The organism is Paenibacillus sp. FSL W8-0194 (assembly GCF_037969745.1).
In the GTDB taxonomy this organism is placed as follows: Bacteria; Bacillota; Bacilli; order Paenibacillales; family Paenibacillaceae; genus Paenibacillus_AQ; species Paenibacillus_AQ cookii.
This window is the reverse complement of record NZ_CP150205.1, coordinates 632825-654459: the sequence shown is the minus strand read 5'-3', so window position 1 is coordinate 654459 and position 21635 is coordinate 632825. Positions and strand designations below refer to the sequence as shown.

The 21635-nt window shown below is 56.6% G+C and carries 19 protein-coding genes; 4 read left to right on the top strand and 15 right to left on the bottom strand.

Features of this window, described 5'->3' with window-relative positions; genetic code table 11:
- Nucleotides 1–14 precede the first annotated feature (14 nt).
- The 4 genes from MKY58_RS02835 to MKY58_RS02820 form a co-directional block, all read right to left on the bottom strand.
- A complete protein-coding gene (locus MKY58_RS02835; RefSeq protein ID WP_339323378.1) occupies nucleotides 15–317 on the bottom strand; it encodes a hypothetical protein in 303 nt (100 codons plus the stop codon).
- A 129-nt stretch (nucleotides 318–446) separates the two neighbouring features.
- A complete protein-coding gene (nadE, locus tag MKY58_RS02830; protein ID WP_339323377.1) occupies nucleotides 447–1256 on the bottom strand; it encodes an ammonia-dependent NAD(+) synthetase in 810 nt (269 codons plus the stop codon).
- A 144-nt stretch (nucleotides 1257–1400) separates the two neighbouring features.
- Nucleotides 1401–1835, bottom strand: coding sequence for a BrxA/BrxB family bacilliredoxin (locus tag MKY58_RS02825; protein WP_036707403.1), 435 nt, complete (start codon nucleotides 1833–1835; stop codon nucleotides 1401–1403).
- 116 nt (nucleotides 1836–1951) lie between these two features.
- Nucleotides 1952–3709, bottom strand: coding sequence for an ATP-binding protein (locus MKY58_RS02820; protein WP_339323376.1), 1758 nt, complete (start codon nucleotides 3707–3709; stop codon nucleotides 1952–1954).
- Between the two features lie 268 nt (nucleotides 3710–3977).
- Here MKY58_RS02820 and MKY58_RS02815 point away from each other — a divergent pair, with 268 nt between their 5' ends.
- The gene (locus tag MKY58_RS02815) at nucleotides 3978–5264 is read left to right on the top strand and encodes an NAD(P)/FAD-dependent oxidoreductase (RefSeq protein WP_339323375.1); all 1287 of its coding nucleotides are present in this window, start codon (nucleotides 3978–3980) and stop codon (nucleotides 5262–5264) included.
- Between the two features lie 122 nt (nucleotides 5265–5386).
- On the opposite strand, the gene MKY58_RS02810 is transcribed toward MKY58_RS02815, so the two are convergent.
- A complete protein-coding gene (locus tag MKY58_RS02810; protein WP_339323374.1) occupies nucleotides 5387–6658 on the bottom strand; it encodes an ABC transporter permease in 1272 nt (423 codons plus the stop codon).
- Nucleotides 6659–6710: 52 nt separating this feature from the next.
- Nucleotides 6711–7424: an ABC transporter ATP-binding protein gene (locus MKY58_RS02805; RefSeq protein WP_339325030.1), complete on the bottom strand. Its 714-nt coding sequence runs from the start codon at nucleotides 7422–7424 to the stop codon at nucleotides 6711–6713.
- 303 nt (nucleotides 7425–7727) lie between these two features.
- Between MKY58_RS02805 and MKY58_RS02800 the strand changes: the two genes are divergently transcribed.
- Entirely contained in the window at nucleotides 7728–8195 is a 468-nt protein-coding gene (locus tag MKY58_RS02800; RefSeq protein WP_339323373.1) for a MarR family transcriptional regulator, read from the top strand.
- 85 nt (nucleotides 8196–8280) lie between these two features.
- On the opposite strand, the gene MKY58_RS02795 is transcribed toward MKY58_RS02800, so the two are convergent.
- The 7 genes from MKY58_RS02795 to MKY58_RS02765 all read right to left on the bottom strand — a co-directional run bounded on the left by MKY58_RS02795 (nucleotide 8281) and on the right by MKY58_RS02765 (nucleotide 14898).
- Nucleotides 8281–9801, bottom strand: coding sequence for an MDR family MFS transporter (locus MKY58_RS02795; protein ID WP_339323372.1), 1521 nt, complete (start codon nucleotides 9799–9801; stop codon nucleotides 8281–8283).
- Between the two features lie 44 nt (nucleotides 9802–9845).
- Nucleotides 9846–11378: an energy-coupling factor transporter ATPase gene (locus MKY58_RS02790; protein WP_339323371.1), complete on the bottom strand. Its 1533-nt coding sequence runs from the start codon at nucleotides 11376–11378 to the stop codon at nucleotides 9846–9848.
- Entirely contained in the window at nucleotides 11359–11976 is a 618-nt protein-coding gene (locus tag MKY58_RS02785) for an ECF transporter S component (protein WP_339323370.1), read from the bottom strand. The genes MKY58_RS02790 and MKY58_RS02785 overlap by 20 nt, the downstream gene beginning before the upstream one ends.
- Before the next feature lie 81 nt (nucleotides 11977–12057).
- Nucleotides 12058–12828 carry an energy-coupling factor transporter transmembrane component T gene (locus MKY58_RS02780; protein ID WP_339323369.1) on the bottom strand — a complete coding sequence of 257 codons (771 nt, stop codon included), beginning with the start codon at nucleotides 12826–12828 and terminating at the stop codon, nucleotides 12058–12060.
- Nucleotides 12825–13433, bottom strand: a complete 609-nt coding sequence (locus tag MKY58_RS02775) for a GNAT family protein (protein WP_339323368.1) — start codon at nucleotides 13431–13433, stop codon at nucleotides 12825–12827. The genes MKY58_RS02780 and MKY58_RS02775 overlap by 4 nt, the downstream gene beginning before the upstream one ends.
- A gap of 259 nt (nucleotides 13434–13692) precedes the next feature.
- The gene (locus tag MKY58_RS02770) at nucleotides 13693–14094 is read right to left on the bottom strand and encodes a disulfide oxidoreductase (RefSeq protein WP_339325029.1); all 402 of its coding nucleotides are present in this window, start codon (nucleotides 14092–14094) and stop codon (nucleotides 13693–13695) included.
- A gap of 78 nt (nucleotides 14095–14172) precedes the next feature.
- Nucleotides 14173–14898, bottom strand: a complete 726-nt coding sequence (locus MKY58_RS02765) for a thioredoxin domain-containing protein (RefSeq protein ID WP_339323367.1) — start codon at nucleotides 14896–14898, stop codon at nucleotides 14173–14175.
- 298 nt (nucleotides 14899–15196) lie between these two features.
- Between MKY58_RS02765 and MKY58_RS02760 the strand changes: the two genes are divergently transcribed.
- Nucleotides 15197–16207 carry an alpha/beta hydrolase gene (locus MKY58_RS02760; RefSeq protein ID WP_339323366.1) on the top strand — a complete coding sequence of 337 codons (1011 nt, stop codon included), beginning with the start codon at nucleotides 15197–15199 and terminating at the stop codon, nucleotides 16205–16207.
- A gap of 214 nt (nucleotides 16208–16421) precedes the next feature.
- Nucleotides 16422–16901: a GAF domain-containing protein gene (locus tag MKY58_RS02755; protein ID WP_036707379.1), complete on the top strand. Its 480-nt coding sequence runs from the start codon at nucleotides 16422–16424 to the stop codon at nucleotides 16899–16901.
- A gap of 117 nt (nucleotides 16902–17018) precedes the next feature.
- On the opposite strand, the gene MKY58_RS02750 is transcribed toward MKY58_RS02755, so the two are convergent.
- Nucleotides 17019–19085, bottom strand: coding sequence for a DNA mismatch repair protein MutS (locus tag MKY58_RS02750; RefSeq protein WP_339323365.1), 2067 nt, complete (start codon nucleotides 19083–19085; stop codon nucleotides 17019–17021).
- Nucleotides 19086–19656: 571 nt separating this feature from the next.
- Nucleotides 19657–21348, bottom strand: coding sequence for an alpha-glucosidase (locus tag MKY58_RS02745; protein WP_339323364.1), 1692 nt, complete (start codon nucleotides 21346–21348; stop codon nucleotides 19657–19659).
- Nucleotides 21349–21635 lie beyond the last annotated feature (287 nt).

Below are 21635 nucleotides of genomic sequence, written 5' to 3'. Positions count from 1 at the left end.
TCGTTTGCCAAGCCTCACGATGCCAAAAAGCAAACATCATGATACGGTATACCGGTCGAATCCAGCAGATCCGTTTCGGCAAAGTCGGGATTGGCTGAAAAAAATGCAAAAAGGAAGCCGCCGGAAACCGGCAGCTTTGCCATGCCGCATTGGTTATCGGGTCCGATGCAGGCTCGGGCTGAACACGCTTTCATATACCCGAGTGGCAGCCGGCGCATCTTTGTCTCCATTGTACCGGGCAGGCGTGAGGGCGAAAAGGGATGCCCCTGCAACATTTCTGCACTTTTCGCAACCCCTTGGCATGTCTCCGGCATCATCGGCCGCCCAAAGACCTTCCGCTAAACGGCAAGCGCATTCAGGCCGTACGCGGGAACCCGGAGATGACCGAACCCAAAAAGACAGGCCGCAGCCGCGGCCTGTCCCTGCTGTTCACTCCCCGAGCCCGCTCAAATGCCCGGAATCGGACTGCGCTTGTGCGCGGTTCGTTTATAAAAGCTTTCAAGGCGCTTTTGCGCCTCCGGGCTGATTTCCTTGCCTTCGAGGTAATCGCTGTTTTCCTCATAGGTAATGCCCAGCTCGCCTTCGTCGGTCTGCCCTTCCCACAGCCCGGCGGTCGGAGCCTTGTCCAAAATCGCCTGCGGCACGCCCAAATAACGCGCGAGCTGACGAACCTGGCGTTTGTTCAGCGTGCTGAGCGGGGCAAGGTCCACCGCGCCGTCGCCCCATTTCGTATAAAATCCGGTCACGGCTTCGGAGGCGTGGTCCGTGCCCACCACAAGCAGCTTCAATTCGAACGCCAGGGCATATTGCATCACCATGCGGGTCCGGGCTTTGACGTTGCCTTTGCCTTGCGGGGACAAATGGCGGTACAACCCGATTTGCTTCAGTCCCTGCTCGGCTTCAAGCGCAATTTCGCCGACCGCGTCTTCGATGTTCGTCTCCGCGGTATGCTTCAGGTCAAAAGCCCGGGCCACGGCATAGCTGTGTTCGATGTCCTCCTGCGTCCCGTAAGGCTGGAAAATGCCCAGCGTTATGTATTCCCGGCCGGTTTCCGCCGACAGCTCGTCGGTCGCCTTTTTGCACAATCCCGCGGCCACGGCGCTGTCGATTCCGCCGCTGATGGCGATCAATAGCCCTGTCGCTCCGGCCTCTTTTACATGCGCCTTCAGAAAATCCACTCTTTTTCGGACTTCCGTTTCTTCGTCGATCACGGGTTTAACGCCAAATGCTGCAATGATTTCTTCCTGCAGGCTCATCGCCGGCCACCTCTTTTCCTAGTGTCATGGACGTCGCGCGTAACGAATCGGCATGTATTCACCGCGAAACGCCCGCATTAAAATACGAAAGCCCCGACATCGGCTGACGCCGAAAATCCGGGGCAAATCCGAACGCGGAACCGATTAACGGCACACGCGGTCAAAAGCTTCGATCAAATCTTCCGCGATTTCTTGGGCGGAACGGTCTTCGATCTGGTGGCGCTCGATGAAATGAACGAGCTCTCCATCCTTCAACAGAGCGATGGAAGGCGAAGACGGCGGATACGGAGCAAAATATTCTCTTGCTTTGGCCGTTGCTTCTTTATCCTGTCCGGCAAATACGGTGTACAGATTGTCAGGCACCAATTCGTTCTGCAGCGCCAGGGCTACGCCCGGACGGCATTGGCCTGCTGCGCATCCGCATACCGAGTTGACGACCACCAGCGTCGTGCCGGGTGCATCCTGCAAATGGGTTTCCACCTCTTCCGGCGTTCTGAGCTCTTTGATGCCCAGGCTGGTCAGCTCGTCTCTCATCGGTTGAATCATATCTCTCATATATCTGTCAAAAGACATCGACATTTCTTTCATCACTCCTCGATCCGCAAAATATCAGACTGCATTCAATACTATTATACCTTCCCAAGGTTTGAAATCAAGATAAAGCCCGGCGACGGACGCTCCGGACTCTTCTGCGGTCAGGATTCGAGAAGCGGCAGGGAAATGATGAACGCCGTCCCTTTCCCCTCTTCCGATTCCACGTCGATTTTGCCCCCGTGGCGCTCCACGATGCTCAAGCAAAGGGCAAGACCAAGCCCCGTGCCTTTGGCCTTCGTCGTAAAAAACGGCTCGAAGAGCCGCTCCAGCCGGCTTTTGGACATGCCGACGCCGGTATCCCTGACGATCAGCTCCACCATGTTGTCGCTTTCCCTGAACCGGGTTTGGATGGTCAGCTTCCCTTTTTCCTCCATCGCCTCCATCCCGTTGCGCGCTAGATTCAGCAGCACCTGCTTGATTTCCTTGGCGTTCAGGTGGAGCTTCGGCACCCGTTCGTCCAGCAGAAGCTCGATCGTCTGGCCGCGGAGGTTCGCGTCCGCCCACAGCAGCGGGCTGAGATCGTTGATGATCTGATGAAGATGCCACTGCTCCTTTTCGGATATCCGGTTTTGCGCAAGGGATAAAAAATCGTTGATGATGCCGTTGGCCCGGTCCAGCTCCTCCATCACGATCCGATAGTAATGGTCCAGCGAATCGGGGCTTTTTTCCTTCATCAGCTGCAAAAAACCGCGCACCACCGCCATCGGGTTCCGGATTTCATGCGTAATGCTGGCCGCCATCTGCCCGACCAGGCTCAGCCGTTCCACATTGACCAATTCGGTCCGCAGCCTCTCCAGCTCCGTAATATCCTGGATGACCAGCACGGCCCCGAGGATTTCGCCGGTATAGCTGTTCGTCAGCGGCGAAGTGCTCGTATAGTGGATCTGCGAGCCGATCCGGATCAGTTCGTTGTCCATCTTGACGCCGTTCAAAGCCTGGGCGATTCGGCGGTTGATGTAGTCCTCTTCGACCATGTCGACGAATACGCTGAGCGGCTGTCCCAAAACGTCGGTTTTGGTCAGCTCGGGCGAGCGGTTTTTGAACAGCCCCATCATCATTTCGTTGACGCTGGTAATACGCCCCTCGGTATCGACCGACACCATGCACAGCGGAGCCACGTCCATCACCTGCTGGAGTTTTTCCTCTTCGCGGAGGTATTTTTCGGAGATGCCTTTGACTTGCTCGGTCAAAAGCAGCTTTTCCAGCGCAAATTCGATCATATAGATCAAAGCCCCGCCGGCGAACACGGTGATCAAAACATAAAACAAAAGCATGAGAATCGGACCGGCATCGGACAAATCCAGGTTTGGATCTTCAATGATCGGGGACGATGTAAACAGAAGCATTGCGGGCAAGAGGCAAACCCACAGCTTGTTGATTTTGTCGGTCAGGGTACCCGTCCGGAATCTCGGCGACATCCAAACCAGAAGCGGATAAAACAATAATCCCGTACGCAGGAACAGGCTTGAAAACGATCCGCTTTCATTCGACAAATAATCGCATAGCAGGTACAATCCGGCCAAGGGAAGCCCGCTTTTGTAGCCCCCGTACAGCATGCCGATAAACAGCGGTAAAATGCCCAGATTCAAAGGGATCAGATGAAACAACGAGGTAGAGAAAAAAGAGCACATTAAAATGCTCAGGGCGCTGGATATAATGATAACGACTTCAAAACCGGAAGCCCGCAATTTTTTGTTCCGGCTGATCAGCCGGACGTATTTGTCCAGGCTCAGCGGAAACAAAAACGCGAAGGAACCTGCCATGAGCACCTGTGTTATAATATTTTTCAGCGCATCGATAATCGCAATCCATCCTCCCTTCGGGGTGGCCAATACCCGTTCGTCGCTTGGACCGGGCATCGTTCTGCTCCACCATTTCATGAAATGGCGACAAAGTCTATTGGTTTAATAAAGTATAAATCAGAATTTTGCGAAAATCATGATGTTTTATTATAGAGGAAACGACTAAAATCGTGCTTTTTTGGAAGATGGATGGTACTTTCGAAAGTAATATACATGTAGATTAAATCACAGCCTACACTATATTACAATATACCCTGAAATATCCTGCGGAGCATGATGAAAACCATCGATCCGTCACGTTTGGAGTCAAAAGGAGAGAATAAATTTGAAGTCTTATGATGTCATTGTGATCGGCGGCGGGTCGGCCGGGCTGATGGCCTCCGTCGCGGCGGCAAGGTTCGGCGCATCCGTGCTGCTGCTCGACAAGGGCGCCAAGCTTGGGCGCAAACTGGGCATTTCCGGGGGCGGGCGCTGCAATGTGACCAACGCCAAGGAAACCGAGGATCTGATCGCCCATATCCCGGGCAACGGCCGCTTTCTGTACAGCGCTTTTCAGCATTTCAACAACCGCGATATCATGGCGTTTTTCGAAGGCTTGGGAATCGCCCTGAAGGAAGAAGACAACGGCAGAATGTTCCCGGTGTCCGACAAAGCCGCAAGCGTCGTGAATACGCTGATCGGGGAGGTCCGCCGGCTCGGCGTGGACATCAAAACCGACACTCCCGTATCGGAGGTCCTCTATTCGGAACATCGCGTATCCGGCGTAAAACTCGCTTCGGGGGACATCTTGCGGGGAAACGCGGTCATCGTTGCGACCGGAGGCAAATCGGTGCCGCATACCGGCTCGACCGGCGACGGATATCCGTGGGCGCAGGCCGCGGGGCATACCATCACCGAGCTCTATCCGACGGAGGTTCCCATCGTTTCGCGCGAAAGCTGGATCGCGTCGAAGGAGCTGCAGGGATTGTCGCTTCGCGACGTCGAATTGTCGGTATGGACGCCGAAAGGAAAAAAAGTGATCGGTCACCGCGGAGACATGATTTTCACCCATTTCGGGCTTTCAGGCCCGATTGCGCTGCGGTGCAGCCAGTTCATCCGCCAGGTGAAAAAGAAATTCAAGGTGAACGAGGTCGACATGGCGGTCGATTTGTTCCCTGACCTGCCTCCCCACGACTTGGACCGCATGCTGCGGGACAAGCTCGGAGCCGAGCCGAAAAAGGCGATCAAAAACGTGCTGAAAGCCCAAATCCCGGAACGCATGCTTCCGCTGCTCATGAACAAGGCCAGCCTTGACGGCGACGCCACGTTCGCCCACCTGCCGAAGCAGCAATGGGCATCCTTCATCGACATCTTGAAAAAGTTTGTCATCCGGGTGACCGGAACCAAATCGATCGAGGAAGCTTTTGTGACCGGCGGAGGGGTGAACCTGAAGGAAATCCATCCGAAAACGATGGAATCCAAGCTGATGCCGGGTCTTTTCTTCTGCGGAGAGATTCTCGACATTCACGGCTACACCGGAGGGTATAACATTACCGCCGCCTTTTCCACCGGTTACACGGCAGGCATGCATGCGGCCGAGGCAGCCCGCTCCGCTTCGTCCGGCCTTTCATAATCCGCCCCGTTTTCGGGGCGGTCCGCTTTCCTGATCCAGGGCGGCATTCAAAAACCTCCCGCGTTTCATAACGAAACCGCGGGAGGTTTTTTAGAATCGGAAAACGGGCAGGGCCGCGAAGGCTACATCTTTGTATGAAGAAAAAACATGCGCATGAGATAAGGCACCGCCCAGCCGGCCGCCATGCCCAGCGGGATGAAACCAATGGCCGCCAGCCATGGACTCAAGCTGGAAAACAGAACAAGAGCGGAAGCCCATACCGAAAACGGAAACAGCAGCGTCCGGACGGCCGCGAAGCCGGCCTGCACGCCGTCCGCTTCCGGCCAGGGCAGCGGCGCGATAAAGGGATCTTTCCTGAAAGCGGACCACTGCAGGAACAGCCAGTACGCGATTAAGGCATGCAGGGCCGCAAACGCCAAGATCTGCATCTTCACCGGAAGCGTAACGAGCACCATCGTGCTGATCCCGGCGAATCGCAGATAAAGGGAGCGTTGTCCCGGATGGCGCAGCAGCGATTTGATCATCGCCCCGGCGATGCGTTTGGCGGGCTCCCGCGAGCGGAACACATGCCGCGATTTCCGGAATATCCATGTTTTGCTGCGGACCCGGCGCGGTTGATCGACCGACTGGCTGAGCAGCAGCCCCGTCAATCGGGTGCGTCTTGCAAGGTCCTCCTGGACGTCGGCCATGAACGTGCCGCGCAGGCCAAGCCTCGCCCTCAGCAGCAGCAGGCTGAGCAAAGCCAGCGCCAGCGCCCCCGTCCAAAGCATGGCGGCCTGCTGCCTGAACATCAGGACAAACCCCACATAAGCGGCGCAAGGCAAAACCGCGAACGGAACATAAAGCAGCCATCTCCGCACGCCTTTGGCCTGTACCTTGACCAGATGGCGAGACCACATCAGCACCCATTCGAAGGCGATCGTGATAGCAAGCAATCCCCCGGCATACAAGCCGTCCACATGAAACAGCCGGACCAGGAACGGCAGCAAAACGAAGAAACAAAACGACGTTTTTACGGCCGCCGCAGCCATGCTGTACCAACCGCTCCGAAGCATGATGCCTCGCAGCCATTCCCGGCGCTGCACCAAAAACAGCGCATCTCCTTCCCGGACCAGCAGCAGGATGCCCCCCGTCAAGGCGATCAGCAAAAGCGATAACGGCACCGTCGGGAACGACAGCATGCCGGCCCATTCCGGCAGCGGTTCCTTCCAAAACCCGTAATAAAACCGGCCCGCAAGCAAAAGCCCCGGGACGAGAATATACAATAAGACCGTCCAATCGTCGACGACGGACCGCAAGGCGGCCGCCGTTTCTTTGAAATGGCTCCGAAGACGCCGCCGGAACAAACTTGCGGGATTCGGAAACAGATATCCTTCTTTTTCCCTCGTCATCATCGTGTCGTCCTTTCTTTCCGAAAAAATGGCCCCTCTTCCCGGAAACGAAGCGTTACGTCAGCGAATCGAAGCAGTCGAACAGCGACGCATCGGGCAGCCCGGCCGCATCGCGGATGTCCGCCAGCGTTCCTTCGGCCACCGTCCTGCCGCCGGAGATCATGACGAATCTGTCGCAGATTCTTTCGGCCGTATCCAGCACATGCGTGGACATCAGCACCGCCGCGCCGCGTGCGCGCTCCTCGTCCAGCAGCCGCAGAAAATCCTTGGTCGCGCGCGGATCCAGCCCGATAAACGGCTCGTCCACGATGTACACGTCCGGTTCGCTCAAAAATCCGAGCATCAGCATCATTTTCTGCTTCATCCCTTTGGAGAAGCCTCCCGGCAGGTCATGTTTGACCTCCTCCATGCCGAATTGGCGCAGCAGCCTGTCCGCTTCCCCGCAAAACCTTTCGTAGTCGAGACCGTAAACGGCCGCGGCCAAATCCATATGCTCCCACAGCGTCAAATCGTCGTGGAACACCGGCTGCTCGGGGATGTAAGCATACCTTCCCGAACCGCCGAAAAACGATACCCGGCTTTTGGCGTATTTCAGCAGCCCCAGCAGCGTTTTGATCGTCGTGCTTTTGCCGGCCCCGTTCGGGCCGATCAGCCCGAGCAGCTCTCCGGCATACACCCGAAAAGCGATTTGGCGGATCTTCGGATGTCCTTCCTCGTATCCCGCTTCCTCTATTTCAACGTCCAGCAGCGGTTTTTCCGCGCTTTCCATGTCCATGCTGTTTCTCTCCTCCCCAAAAAAGCAGCTTCCGCACATTCCTCCACCGCCCGAAAGCCGGTCGCAACGACCATCGCTCCAAACGAAAATCTTGGCCGGCTCTGCCCTTCCCTGTCCTTGATCCGGACCTTCTTCCGGCTGGAACAGGATTTACTATAAATTTTAACGTTTCAAAGTTGATGGATTGTGACAAATGACATGTTTTTCGCACAATCCGAAGGGTATGATGTAAATACAATACGGATCAGACTGCGGTTATGTTTCATAAAAATATAAAACAAAAGGCGGGATTGTATCATGATTCACGCACAGGAACGCGATACCGAGTTATCTATGCAGCTGTACCGGGCGTTCGCCAAAAGCTTCAAAAGCGTCAGCGAACATGCCGCGATCGGCGCAAAGTCCGAAGGGTTCCATCCGACGGCCTTTGCCGTCATGGAAATACTGTACTGCAAAGGAGCGCATCCCATCCAGCAAATCGGCTCCAGCCTCCTCCTTCAAAGCGGCAACGTCACGTATGTCATCGACAAGCTCGAAAAACGCGGATGCATTTACCGCAGACCGTGTTCGAACGACCGCCGCGTCATCTACGTGGAGCTCACGCCGGAAGGCGAAGCGTTGATGCGCGAGCTGTATCCCCGATACGCCGGCCGGATCGACCACGCCTTTAGCGGCCTGAACGGCGAAGAAAAGGCGGAGCTGATCCGCCTGCTTAAAAAGATGGGGATGCAAGCCGAAAAGCTGATGCCCGGAGGGCAAACCTAACCTGAAAACATAAAAAGACACCCCTGGGCAAAAAAACTCTCCCATGGGGTGCCGTGCCTTTTGGTTGGTCATCCGATCTTGAGAATCAGGCTTTTTCCGTTTCCGCATCCTCTTCCGGCGATGGCACCGTATTGCGCAGCGCCAGGACGGAAATCAGGCTGATCACCGCAATGACTCCCATCACGATGTACAGCGAATGAAGGCTTCCTTCCAACACATGCTTCAGTTGATTCCATACTTCCTGCGGCATATCGGCGCCGCCTTCCGGCGTCAGCAGCCGGTTCACGTCCTCCTGGCCTACATGCTCGAGACCCGGCTGACTCGCAATCCGGCTGGCCATGCTCAGATTGATAAACGTTCCGAACACGGCAACGCCGACCGTCTGTCCCAAGGAACGGACGAACGTGTTCAGCGCCGTCGAAGCTCCGCGCAGCGAATATCCGACCGAGGACTGGGCGATGATCGTAAACACGGTGGTTGAATAACCGAAGCCCAAACCATAGATGAAGGTAAAGATCAGCAGCACGTAATGCGGAGTTTGCCCGTTCATCCAAGCGAGTCCCGCTGCGCCGATCACGATGCCGGCAAGGCCGATGGCGCTCGTTTTGCGCGAGCCTGCCGTCAGGATCAGCCGGCTTCCGAACACCGAGCCGAACAGCCAGCCGATCGACATCGGAGCCATCGTCAGCCCCGACAGCGTCGCGTTTTTGCCCATTACGCCCTGGATCCAAAGCGGAGTATAGGTGGTTAACCCGATCAGGAGCGCGCTGGTCAAAATGCTGGCCACCGTGGACATCGAAATGTCGCGGATGCGGAACAGCTTGAGGGGCAGCATCGGTTCGGCCGCGCGGTTTTCAATCCAAACGAAGGCGACAAGAAGCACGGCCGCCAAAACAAAACATCCGATGAGCAGCGGCGAGCTCCAGCTGAAATATTGCCCGCCCGTTGCGAGCGCAAATAACAACGCGGTCATGCCGACCGTAAATACCGCCGCGCCGGCCACGTCGACGGACACCTTCTCCCGCTTGTCCCGGCTTTCATGGAAATAACGGGCGATAAGCCACATGGAAACGATGCCGAACGGAACGTTAAAGCCGAATATCCAGCGCCAGTTCAAATAGTCGACGAAATAGCCGCCGACAAGCGGACCGATCAGCGAGGAAATGCCCCACACCGAGCTGATCAGCCCTTGGATTTTGGCGCGCTCCTCGATCCGGTACACGTCGCCGATGATGGTGAACGTGACCGGAACGATCGCTCCGGCGCCGATCCCCTGAATTGCCCGGAACAGGATGAGCTGCTCCATGTTTTGCGAAAAGCTGCAAAGCAGCGAACCGAGCACGAACAGCAACGAGCCGATTTGGAAAACCGGCTTGCGGCCGTACAGGTCGCTGACTTTGCCGAAAATCGGCGTCGAAACGGCCATCGTCAGCAGGAAGGCGGTAAAAATCCAGCTGAGCAGCTTCATGCCTCCGAAGCTGCCGATGATCGCCGGGCCTGCCGGACCCGTCACCGTTCCTTCGATCGCCGACAGAAACGTCGATACCAAAATACCGATCAAAATATATTTGCGTTTGGCAAGTTGAATGCCAGCGTTATCAGACATAGGTTTCCTTTCCAGATGACGAGGCGGAAACCGCCGGAAGGGCCTTACGCCGGCCCGAGCCGCCGGAAATCGGCGGTTTTATGCGGAGAAAGCCTGAGCATAAACGAGGCTTCCCTCTCCGCCAAATCGGGGTCATGCGTGATCATCAGCACGGCCGCGCCGGCCGCCGTTTTCTCCCGGCATAACCTGAGCACCCGTTCGGCCGCCCCAAAGTCGATCCCGGACGTCGGTTCGTCCAAAATGTACAACGCCTTGGGATGGACGAATTGGCCGATGATGCTGAGCAGCTTTTTTTCCCCTTGGCTCAGCATGTAAGGGGAGGCGCCGCGTTTTCCTTCCAATCCCGCGGTCCTAAGCAGCGCTTCAGCCGTTTCACGCTGAGCGGCGGTCGGCTCGGACGGCCCGCCTTTTTTCCGGCCAAGTCCGTACACCAGCTCGTCCCATACCGTATGGGCGACAAACTGATGTTCCGGCTGCTGAAAAACGTAACCGATCCGGGCCGCCCGCTGCGAAACGCGCCATGTAGCGACATCTTCGCCTTCCCAGTACACCGAGCCCGGCGGCACCGGCAGCAGTCCCATCAGCAGGCGCGTCAACGTCGTCTTGCCGGAGCCGTTCTCCCCGGTGACGATGCCCCATTCCCCCGGCTTCATGGCGAAGCTGGTCTCATGAAGCGCCGGGGCTGCGGCGCCGGCATAGGCGTAGCTCAGCCGGTCGATCTCGAGCAGGCTGCCGGAGCCCCCGGCAGCCCCGGGCGGCGCCGCGCTGCGAGGCGCCGCGCCCTGCGGGTCCGGTCCGATGGCCGGACCCGCCTGCGTCGCTGCCCCCTCCCAAGGGGGCAGCAGCCCGAGCTGCGCGAGCCGCTCCCGGCTCTCGCGCAGCAGCTGCCGCGGCGGCCCGTCCAGCACGACGCGGCCGCCGTCCAGGACGATGACGCGCCCTGCGGAGCGCGCGGCATCGTCGAAGCGGCCGGACGCGGTCACGAGCGTCCGGCCTTCCGCGTGCAGCTTGCGGCAAAGCTGCACGAACTGCTTCTGCGCCGCGGGATCCAGGCTGGCCCCGGCGTCGTCGAACACGACGATGCGGGGGCGCAGGGCAAGCACCGCGGCGATGGCCGTGCGCTGGCGCTGTCCCCCGGACAGCTCGCGCACCGGCGAGTGGCGGCGTTCCGACAGCTCCACCGCCGCCAGCGCCTCCTCCACCCGCCGCTCGATTTCCGGCGGCGGCACCCGCAGATTCTCCGGGCCAAAGGCGGCTTCATCCCCGGGCGTCCCTTGGACCAGCTGCGCGTCCGGGTCCTGAAACACGATGCCGCATAGCTGCGCGACGTCGGCGATGGCCGCTTCGGCCGGGTCCAGTCCGGCCAGCTCCAGCCGCCCTTTTCTCGTGCCTCCGCCGCTTCGCGGCAAATATCCGCTCAGCAGCTGGCACAGCGTGGACTTGCCGCTGCCGCCGGGTCCGACGACCGCCGTCCATTCCCCTTCCGGAATCGACAGGGTCACCTCCCGCAGCGCGGGTTCCCGCTCGTCATCATAATAGTAGGTTAGATTCGAACAATTAATGGATATCGGGCGCATGCTCGGCTCTCTTCCCTCCGATGGCAAACCGCCGCAGAAGTCCGCTGCGCTGCAGCATGTCCCCAAGCATTTTGGTCAATAAACCGCAAAGCACGATACCGCTTATAAGACGCATCACGAGCGTCAGCGCCAGCACCTGCCAGCTCCACGCCGTGTAACCGAACATATTGGCTGCGCATACGAACCACAAAGGAACCATCGCTCCGCCGGCAAGCATCATCATGCCCGTCCCCCAGCGCTTGTAGCGCGAAATCGCAAAAACGGCCTCCGCCGCCACCATGTAGCAAAGCGCCGCCACGATCGCGGACGCGATGCCGTAAGTCGTTCCCACAAAGCACTGGATGGCTCCGCCGATGCCGTAGGTAATGGCAGCCGTGCCCGGCTTGCGGATAATATAATACGCGAGCAGGCCGTAAACCATGTACACCCCGACGATGGTCGATGTCGCTACAGGGCCGCCCAGGCTGTTCAGCATTTTATTGATATAAGACAAATAAAAGGTCAATACAGCATTGGCTGTAGCCAGCATGGCCATGAGCACGATATCCAATGTGGTAAAAGAAAGGCGGTTTCTCTTTGATTTTGATGAGGTTTCCATTCCATGTCAACTCCTAATCTAAAAATGGCTTTACCTTGTTATTTTGCCTTGTCCGCCCGTTAACGTCAACCTAAATTTTAGTCAAAGGTTAACAATATGAATAAACCACCATAAAAACGCAGTAAGCGCGACCGCCGTCCCCGCAAGGACGATCCCCCGTCCGAGCGGCATGCTTTCCCGGACAAACGTCCGGTCCGGATACGCCCCGAAGCCTTTGGCTTCCATCGCCCCGGCCGTCTGCTGAATCCGCCGCAGCGCGTTATGCATGACCGCCGAAATAAACGTCAGCCACCAGCGCAGCCGCCCCCGAAGGCCCTCCGGCGTTCCCCCGCCCCTGACTTGATGGGCTGCGGAAATGCTTCTTCCTTCCTCCTGCAGCAGAGGCAAAAAGGTTAGCGCCATCGATAATCCGAACGCAAACCGGTACGGAATCCGCAGCCGCGTCGTCAACGATACCACCATATCGCGCGGATCGGTCGTAAACATGAAGACGTATGACGACAGAAAAACGGTAAACATGCGCACTGTAACCGATCCTGCCGAATCCAAAGCCTCGGTTGTGAGCCGAAGCGGTCCCAACTGCATGAACACATGTTCTCCCGCAGCCGTAAGCAGCGTCACGATAAAATACGGGACCGCGAAACCAAGCAGGATCGCCAGCGCTTTCGCCTGCTTTTTCCATGGCATGCCTCCCGCCCATCTCGCCAATGCGAACACGGCAGCAAGCAGCAGCGCTTGTCCGAGCGAAGAGTGAAACCTCATCGTCAGCAGCGCGATGCAGAACAGCAGCACCAGCTTGCCGAGCGGATCGGTACGGTGCAGCAGCGATGGTTGTTTATGAAATGCGATCATCTTGTTTGTTCCCCCCGATTTCCCCTTGATCCGGGCCCTGTCCGGAAATCCTCCCAATCCCGGCGCAGCATGGCATGCATATCGGCATCGACGAAGCCCTGCTCCGTATGGCGGTACTGGCGGAGCCGCCCCTCCAGCGTAAATCCGAGGGCGCGGAACAGGCGACCGGCACGGTCATTGCGGGGATCGGTCAGCGCTTCGAGCCGGTTCAGTCCCATCTCCTCCATAGCATAATCGATGACAAGGCCGATCGCCTCCCGCATGTAACCTTCGCCCCAAAAAGGCCGGGACAGCTCACAGCCGATTTCTCCGCGGTAGGCTCCTTCAAGCTGCCACCAGTTCAACCCGCAGCTGCCGATGATGCTCCCGTCCGGCGCCTGAATCCCCCACCGCAAACTGTCGTCCGTCAAGGCCAGGCGGTTGAGGAGGCCGATCAGTTCCGCCGCCGCCGCGGCGTCCGGCATGCGGGGAAGATCCGCAAAACGCCTGACTTCCGGATCGGACCAGCATTCGAACATCGCCTGCGCGTCCCGCGCGGCAAGGCGGCGCAACACGACCCGTTCCCCCTCCAGCTCAGGGATGTTTCCTTCGCAGCTGTATGGCACGGCACTTCCTCCTTACACGCAAAATATCACCATCCACTGTACACCTTGAGCCCCATATCGATCAAGCTTCCTTATTGCGGCAAGCGAGCCCCAACCATTCGAACCCCAGCGATCGGTGCGCGAAATTCCGAGCCGTCGTTCCATCCTTGGCAGGCCAGTAATGTCCGCCGCCCATGACGGCATGCCCGCATTCTCCGCATGCAAAAAGCGCTTGCCCCTTCCGGATCGCCGGTTTCGGGCAAGCGCTTTTGACGGATGCTTATGCTTCTTGCATTTCCTCCTTAGGCTCGCGTCCCGCCAGCAGCAGCAGGACGATCAGGATAAATGCGATCAATGCCAGAAGCGGAATCGTGATGAATCCGAACCAGTTCAGGTAATCGAAATTGCACGGGATCCCGACGGTGCACGGAAGGGCTTTGGCCAGCGCAGGGATTTTCTGCTCCAGGTAATGGTAGATGGAGATGCAGCCCCCGATGATGCTGAGCGTCATGGCATAGGGAATGATTTTGCGGTCGTTCTTGTAGCTTGCGATCCCGAGCAGAATGACCTCCGGATACATGAAAATCCGCTGGAACCAGCACAGCTTGCATGGCTCGTAATGCATGATTTCGCTTAAGTACAAGCTTTCGCCGGCAGCCACGATGGATACGATCCACGCCATGTACAGGGCATACGGGCGAATAGACGCCAAGAAACGATTGCCTCCCATCGCTCTAACTCCTTTTTCTTCCAAGATTCGTCATTCTTTATTTTGTTCGGCCAGCTTTTTCTCGATGAACGGCTTCAGCACCGGATAGTTCATGGAAGCTTCTTCGGTCGCTTTTTCCCCGTTGACGAACACGGTCGGCGTGCTCATGACGTTGAGCTTCCGCGCCAAAGCGTTTTGGCTGTCGATTTCTTCTTGGTACGTTTTTTCGTCGATATCTTTGCGCAGTTGGTCATAATCGACCTTAATGTTCTCCGTGCGGGCGAGGTTCACGAGGAAATCCGGCGTGGCCCATTCGGTGGCCTCGTCCCCTTGGTTTCTGTAAATCGCCTCGTAATATTTCCAGAACTCATCCTTGTTCTGATGGAACACCGACTGGGCGGCCAAAGCGGCGGTATTGGAATCCCCTTTTGGACTGATGATCAGATAATTGCTGAAATACAAAGCGGCTTTGCCCGTGTCGATGAAATCCTTCTTCAGCTCCGGCGAAATCTCTTCCGTGAAATATCGGCAGCTTGGACACTTGTAGTCGCCCATCTCCACGATTTTGACCGGCGCATCCGGATTGCCGAGCACCGGGAGCGAGCTGTAGTCAAAATCCCCCTTTTGGGACGACGGTCGGATGGCCAACAGCAGCACCACCAAAACGACGATGCAGGCCCCCGTGATCCACATCACCCGTTTCATCCGCTTTTCCTGCTGTTCCCTCTGGGCTTTTTTCTGTGCGATTTTATTCACCGGCTTTTTCTTTGCTTTCATAAATTGCCGACCCTCTCCTCTCTTCGAACTTCAGTTCGAGGCGCCTTGGCATGATTTTTTGTTTTCTTCCATAAATAGCCGCAAGAAAGCGCTACTTGTCCACTTTATTTTAGCATCTTGATCTTTGAAAGGCTATATCGGAGAGAAAGGGTCTCACGATTTCAGACAACCATTTCCCCAATTCGTCAGAATTTTTCCAAAAGTTGGTGGCTGCATGTCGCATCATGCGGTTAAATTTGGTTATAAATGCATATAATAAACCTTGCCTAATGAATCATCATCCGGGAGGTGAGCGGAATTGGACTGGTGGGCCGTCGTCCTCGTCGCTGCCGCCGCAGCGCTTGCGGTCGCAGGGATCACCCATTACGCATTCATACAAATGACGCAGATGAAAGCCTTAAGTTATCAGCAGGTTTTTGACGCTTTTGAACGGGCCGGAGCCCGCTTCCGGGAAATGTACGAGCCGCTGCGGAAGGAGGAGGTCCGGATCGCGAGCCATGACGGCCTCCGCCTGCACGGGGTCGTCGTCAAAGCGGAGCAGCCTTCGCCCAAATGGGTCATTCTCGTGCACGGATATACTACTTCCCTTCCGGCATCCATTCCTTTTATGGATATGTTTCGCGAGGAATGGTTTAACGTCCTGCTGGTCGACCAGCGCCGGCACGGACAAAGCGAAGGCAAATACACGACGTACGGTTATCACGAGAAACATGACGTGGCTGCTTGGGTCGGATACATCAAAGACGCTTACGGCGAAAACTGCGTCGTCGGTCTCCACGGCGTTTCGCTCGGAGGCGGCACCGTGCTGGAATATTTGTCGCTGCCGGAAGCCGACGCGAAATTCGTCATCGCCGACTGTCCTTATTCCGATTTGACGCGCCTGATGCATCATCAGTTGCAGCGCTTGAACCATCTTCCCGCGGCGCTTTTTCTTCCGCTGGTTAACGCCCGGATGCGAAAAAAAGCCGGTTTCACGCTCGATCAGGTCAGCCCTGTCCGTTCCGTGCAAAAAAGCAGCGTTCCGGTCATGTTTATCCACGGCGCCAAGGACAACTATATTCCGCCGTCCATGAGCGAGGAGTTGTTTGCGGCCAAAACCGGCTCCAAAAGGCTGTTGCTCATTCAAGACGCGACGCACGGCTTTGCGCTGGACGCCGACCCGGCCCTGTACAAACGGTCCGTGCAGGAGTTCGTCCGCGAGGCGCTCGCAGGCAGCCCGGCGGAATGCATGGAGCAAGCCGCGGAGCTGTCGCCGCCGGAAAAGGAGGAGTTTGGCGGATTTGGACTGACCGGCGTGCCAAATGCCTAAAATGGATCGGTGCTTGGCCCGTTCCTTTCTTGAATAACCGCATCATCCCCTCGGCGGCCAGCCGGGGGTTTTCTTTTGACCGTTCCTGCCTCCATCCGGCTAAAAACGAATCCCGGAAAACCGCCTCGCCGGCATCATCTTTTGCTTGACTCGGAGGTCATTCCTGTATACTATCGTTATAATTAACCAACGGTTAAAAGAAAGGTGGAGTATGATGTTTCAAGCACTTCCTTATGAAGGTAACCGGAGCGAGCAGTTTGCCGCCGTTCTGGAACAACTGAAATCCCTCATTCACGATGAACCCAGCTCCATCGCCAATCTGGCCAATGCATCGGCGCTGCTGAACAGCTTTTTGCCGGATATCAACTGGGTAGGCTTTTATCTTTACGACGGGCAAGAGCTGGTGCTTGGTCCATTCCAGGGTCTTCCGGCATGCATCCGCATTCCTTTGGGCCGCGGCGTATGCGGCACGGCGGCGGCCGAACGCCAAACGATCGTCGTGGATGACGTGCATGAATTTCCCGGACATATCGCCTGCGACGCGGCTTCCAACAGCGAAATCGTCGTTCCGCTCGTCAAGGATGGAGAACTGCGCGGCGTGCTCGACATCGACAGCCCGCTCAAAGGGCGCTTTGATCATGAGGAGAAGCAATTTTTGGAGCAGTTCGCCGAGATTATCAGCTCCAAATTGTAATTTTATGTAAAAGAAGCGGTCATTCGCCCATAACGAATGCCGCTTCTTTTTTATGGGTCACGGGTGTTGTTCGCTTCCTTCCCGATCAGGAATCCGTTTCATCCCCGCAAGCCGCGTTCAAACATCCTCCGGTCTCCGAATGATCGATAACCCTTCCACATGCTTCCGCTGCATCATCTTGCTTTTTTTCCGGTTTTCCTTGCTTTCAAAGACGATGTCGAAGTCGTAATCCTCCGGATACAGATTGCCTTTCTCGATATACAGCTTCAGCCGCTTCTGATTGATTTTCAGCTTTTGCTTCTGGACCATGACCCCGACCATGCCTTTGGCGTCTTCCTCCTGATACACGATTCCGACGCGCTGCAGGGAACTGACGAATACGGCGTCGCCCACTTCCAGCTTCCGCGGTTTTGCCGTTTCTTCGGGTTCCGCTCCCTCGTCGCTTTCCATGGATTCTTCCCGATCGTGGCGGTGCTTGCGCCCAGATTCCCCGCTGTCCGGTTGGCGTCGTCCGGCTTCTTCCGGCAGCGTTCCCGCCCCGGATTGCTCGTATTCGGGCTCCAACGGGTCGTGACCGAAGGCCGCGTTGCCGCCGTTTTCCATTGCCGTCGCCCCATCCGAAAACATCGTCTCAGCCTTGCCGCTCCCCGCTCCCGGCTTATGGTTGTGCAAAATCTCCCTGGACCGCTGCGTAATGCCTGAAGGCATGCCGAGTTTGGTGGCGATTTCGATCGCGTAGCTTTGGCCCGATTCGCCGATCGTCAAGCGGTACAGCGGTTCGAGCGTCTCGACGTCGAATTCCATGCGCGCGTTCTGAAAGCCCGGAGCGGATGAAGCAAAACCCTTCAGCTCGTTAAAATGGGTCGTGACCATCATCATCGCTCCGCGCCGGTTCAATTCCTCCAAAATGGCGATTGAAAGCGACATTCCTTCCCCGGGATCGGTCCCGGCGGCAAGTTCGTCGATCAGAAGCAGCGTCGATCGGTCGGACTCCTCCACCATCGCGATCAGCCGGCGGATTTGGGCCGAAAAGGTGCTGAGCGATTGCTCGATGCTTTGCCCGTCGCCGATTGCCGTCATGACCTTGCCGTACACCGCAAACACGCTGCCCTCCTCAACGGGCACGAGCAAACCGGACTGAACCATCAAAGTCAGCAGCCCCAGCGTCTTCAGCGCGACGGTTTTGCCGCCCGTATTCGGCCCGGTGATGATCAGCGAGCGGTAGCCGTTACCCATCTCCAGCTGCAGCGGCACCATCGTTTTCAGCATGAGCGGATGTTTGGCGCCCCGCAGCCGGATGCGTCCCTGATCGTTCAGCTGGACCATGCGCCCTTCGATGGAGCGCCCGTATTTGGCTTTGGCGAAAATGAAGTCGTAATTGCCCGTAATGTCGATGTTGAGCAGCAAATCGGCGCTGGACGCTTCGAGCAGGCCCGTCAGCATGCTGAGCACGACGGCCTCCTCCCGGGCTTCATCCGCTTCCAGCATCCCGAGTTCGGTCTGAAGCTGGGAGATTTCCTCCGGCTCGACGAATACCGTCTGGCCGCTGGTGGACTGGTCAAGCACGGCCCCTTTGATCTGTTTGTGATATTCCCGTTTGACCGGGACGACATACCGTCCTCCCCGGACGCTGATCAGATGCTCCTGCAGAATCGAGCCGTGCCGGGACAGGATGGAGCTCATTTTTTTCTGGATCCGCTCCTTGACCACGGCGATTTTTTTCCGGGTTTTCTCCAGCTGCTTGCTCGCTTGGTCATCGACCTTGCCGAAGCGGATGCAGCGCTCGATTTCGCTTTTCAGCCGCGGCAGCTCCTGCATAGATAAGGCATAGCTGCTGACGGTCGGCGCCATGTCCCTTTTGCCCGCCATATATTTCTTCAGCTGCCCGCAGCTGTGCAAAAACGTCTGCACCGCCGCAAAATCCTGTTCGGTAAACAGGTATCCCGTATGCAGCAGCGACACGATGTGTTCGATGCCTTCCAGCGACGGCAGCGGCACGCTCGCCCCTTTTTCCAGTATCGCTTTGGCCTCGGCCGTTTCCCTCAGCGCCGCTTCGATCGCCCGCAGGTGGCTTCCCGGCATCAGGTCGTCGATCTGTTTCCTCCCTGCGTACGATACTGCGTATTCCCGCAGATTTTCCTTCACTTTGTCATACTCCAGCATGCTCATGGTCATGTGATCCATCGCTTGATTCTCCTTTTTCGTTGTTTTAAAAAACGCAAAAAGGGACAAAGAACGCGCATGCGAATTCTCTGTCCCTTTGGTTTTCGGCCGCTTTATTCTTCATTTGTTTTTTGCGTCTTGGATAGCCCGAATCCGGCCCTCCCCTGGGAAATCCCGGAGACGGCCCAGGCTTTCGCCATGTTCGCCTATCCTATGAACGCAAAAAAACCGTGCTGCAAGAGCACGGTCTCCAAAAAAGTCCTCGCTGGCGGAGATGCCGCTCACGAAGGAACATGATTGAATAACAAAGAATGAAACGGCGCCAAAGTACCGTTTGATGCTTCGCGTGTTCTTAACTATTTTCCATGACCGCGCGCGAACCTTGCGGACTTCAAGCCCAGGCTTCGTCCGATGTTCAAATCCCGAAAAGGCGCAAGGAAACAAAGCTGCCTTCCTAAGCAAGCTTGACTTGGTCTCTTCGTACGGTCTTCGTATGGAATTGGATTAGTTAAGAACAACCACCGACATCAAAATCTCTCCTTTGGTATAGGATGAGGCAAATTTATCAATTTTGTTCATCCATGTCAAGCCTTTATGCCTGAAGCATGTACACCCTGGCTTCATAAGGGCGGAGCCGGACGGTGTCGCCGAGATCGTCGTCCCCCGAAACCGCATAGTTGGAGATCAGCAGCTCCTTTGCCGAAAGATCCAGTTCCGGCGGAAGCTGGAGCTCCGGCTCCCTTCCGAAGAAATTCAAAATGACCAATAGCTTGGCTTCGCCCAGCGTCCGGGTGAAAACGTAGATTTCGGGATCGTCCGGAAGCAACAGCTCGTATTTCCCGTACACGATAACCTCATGCTCCTTACGCAGCGCGATCAGCTTTTTATAGTAGTGAAGGATGGAATCCGGGTCTCTCAGCGCCGCTTCGACGTTGATTTCGCGGTAGTTCGGGTTCACGGCGATCCACGGCGTTCCCGTGGTAAACCCCGCGTCTTTCGTTCCGTCCCACTGCATCGGCGTTCTGGCGTTATCCCTGCTTTTTTGGCGGATCACCTGCATCACTTTTTCCTCGGACGCCCCCTGCTTCAACTGATCCCGGTAAAAATTGCGCGTCTCCACGTCCCGGTAGTCCTCGATCGAATCGAAGGCGATGTTGGTCATGCCGATTTCCTCGCCTTGGTAGATGTAGGGCGTACCTTCGAGCATGTGCATGAAGGTGGCGAGCATTTTGGCCGATTCCACCCGGTACCGCCCGTCATCCCCGAACCGGGACACGGGGCGCGGCTGGTCATGGTTGCACCAATAGTTGGCGTTCCAGCCCCGACCGTGCAGCACCGTCTGCCAGTTGCTCATCACCTTTTTCAGCTCAAGAAGGTTCCATGGCCGAATGTCCCATTTTCCCGAACCGCCGGATACGGCATCGAGCTGCATATGCTCGAATTGAAACACCATGTTCAGCTCTCCGCGCGTATCCCCGACGTAACTGAGCGCCTCTTCCGGTCCCAGGCCCGACGTTTCGCCCACCGTCATGATGTCGTAATGAAACAGCAGCTCGGTATAAAGCTGATGCAGCAGCGTGTGGACATGCTCCAGATTGGAAAACAGGTCATAAGCACGGACCGTCGGCAGGTGATGCGGATTATCCCCGTCCGGCAGGCCGACGGCCTTGGCGATATGCGCGATCGCGTCCAGCCGGAAGCCGTCCACTCCTTTTTTCAGCCACCACTCGATCATCTCGTGCATGCAGTCGACGACATCTTGATTTTCCCAGTTCAGGTCCGGCTGATGTTTCGAATACAGATGAAGGTAATATTCGCCGGTCGTGTCGTCGTATTCCCATACCGAACCGCTGAAATACGACTCCCAGTTGTTCGGCGGGCCGCCGTTTTTCCCTTTGCGCCATATGTAATAATCCCGTTTCGGATTGTCCTTCGACGACCGCGATTCGATAAACCACGGATGCTCGTCCGATGTATGGTTCAGCACCAGGTCCATCATGATTTTAAGCCCCCTTGCATGGGCTTCCCGCAGCAGCTCGTCAAAATCCTCCATCGTTCCGAACTGCTCCATGATGTCCTTGTAATCGCTGATGTCGTACCCATTATCGTGGTTGGGGGACTTATAGATCGGGCACAGCCAGACGACGTCCACCCCGAGCTCCTTCAAGTAATCGAGCTTCGACAGGATGCCTCGCAGGTCGCCGATGCCGTCGCCGTTCGAATCCAAAAAGCTGATCGGATAAATTTGGTATACGACGCTTTCCTTCCACCATGTTTTGTTCATGTCCGTCTCCTTCCTTGCAGTAAAACCGGCTTGTCTTTACAACCCGGGGGAATCCATTTATAATACATGTAAACTGTTTTTCAGATCCCCTTTCACATGAGGGGCGACTGTGTTTCCAATCGCATAGAATAACATTTGGAGGAGCCTGCCACGTGCGGGCTCCTTTTGTCTTTTTCAGCCTTCTCGTCCCGATGGCGGGTCCGCATGCGGCATTCTTCTCCTTGGACAAAAGGAGGAATTGGATCATGCGCTGATGATCACTCTAATCTTGCGGACTTCGACATAGA

Coding starts and splice junctions, on each gene's coding strand:
- MKY58_RS02835 (WP_339323378.1), bottom strand. CDS start 317: ATGATGCCGGAGACATGCCAAGGGGTTGCGAAAAGTGCAGAAATGTTG.
- MKY58_RS02750 (WP_339323365.1), bottom strand. CDS start 19,085: ATGGATCACATGACCATGAGCATGCTGGAGTATGACAAAGTGAAGGAA.
- nadE (WP_339323377.1), bottom strand. CDS start 1,256: ATGAGCCTGCAGGAAGAAATCATTGCAGCATTTGGCGTTAAACCCGTG.
- MKY58_RS02800 (WP_339323373.1), top strand. CDS start 7,728: ATGATTCACGCACAGGAACGCGATACCGAGTTATCTATGCAGCTGTAC.
- MKY58_RS02825 (WP_036707403.1), bottom strand. CDS start 1,835: ATGTCGATGTCTTTTGACAGATATATGAGAGATATGATTCAACCGATG.
- MKY58_RS02805 (WP_339325030.1), bottom strand. CDS start 7,424: ATGGAAAGCGCGGAAAAACCGCTGCTGGACGTTGAAATAGAGGAAGCG.
- MKY58_RS02795 (WP_339323372.1), bottom strand. CDS start 9,801: ATGTCTGATAACGCTGGCATTCAACTTGCCAAACGCAAATATATTTTG.
- MKY58_RS02790 (WP_339323371.1), bottom strand. CDS start 11,378: ATGCGCCCGATATCCATTAATTGTTCGAATCTAACCTACTATTATGAT.
- MKY58_RS02785 (WP_339323370.1), bottom strand. CDS start 11,976: ATGGAAACCTCATCAAAATCAAAGAGAAACCGCCTTTCTTTTACCACA.
- MKY58_RS02780 (WP_339323369.1), bottom strand. CDS start 12,828: ATGATCGCATTTCATAAACAACCATCGCTGCTGCACCGTACCGATCCG.
- MKY58_RS02820 (WP_339323376.1), bottom strand. CDS start 3,709: ATGCCCGGTCCAAGCGACGAACGGGTATTGGCCACCCCGAAGGGAGGA.
- MKY58_RS02770 (WP_339325029.1), bottom strand. CDS start 14,094: ATGGCGTGGATCGTATCCATCGTGGCTGCCGGCGAAAGCTTGTACTTA.
- MKY58_RS02810 (WP_339323374.1), bottom strand. CDS start 6,658: ATGATGACGAGGGAAAAAGAAGGATATCTGTTTCCGAATCCCGCAAGT.
- MKY58_RS02765 (WP_339323367.1), bottom strand. CDS start 14,898: ATGAAAGCAAAGAAAAAGCCGGTGAATAAAATCGCACAGAAAAAAGCC.
- MKY58_RS02755 (WP_036707379.1), top strand. CDS start 16,422: ATGTTTCAAGCACTTCCTTATGAAGGTAACCGGAGCGAGCAGTTTGCC.
- MKY58_RS02745 (WP_339323364.1), bottom strand. CDS start 21,348: ATGAACAAAACATGGTGGAAGGAAAGCGTCGTATACCAAATTTATCCG.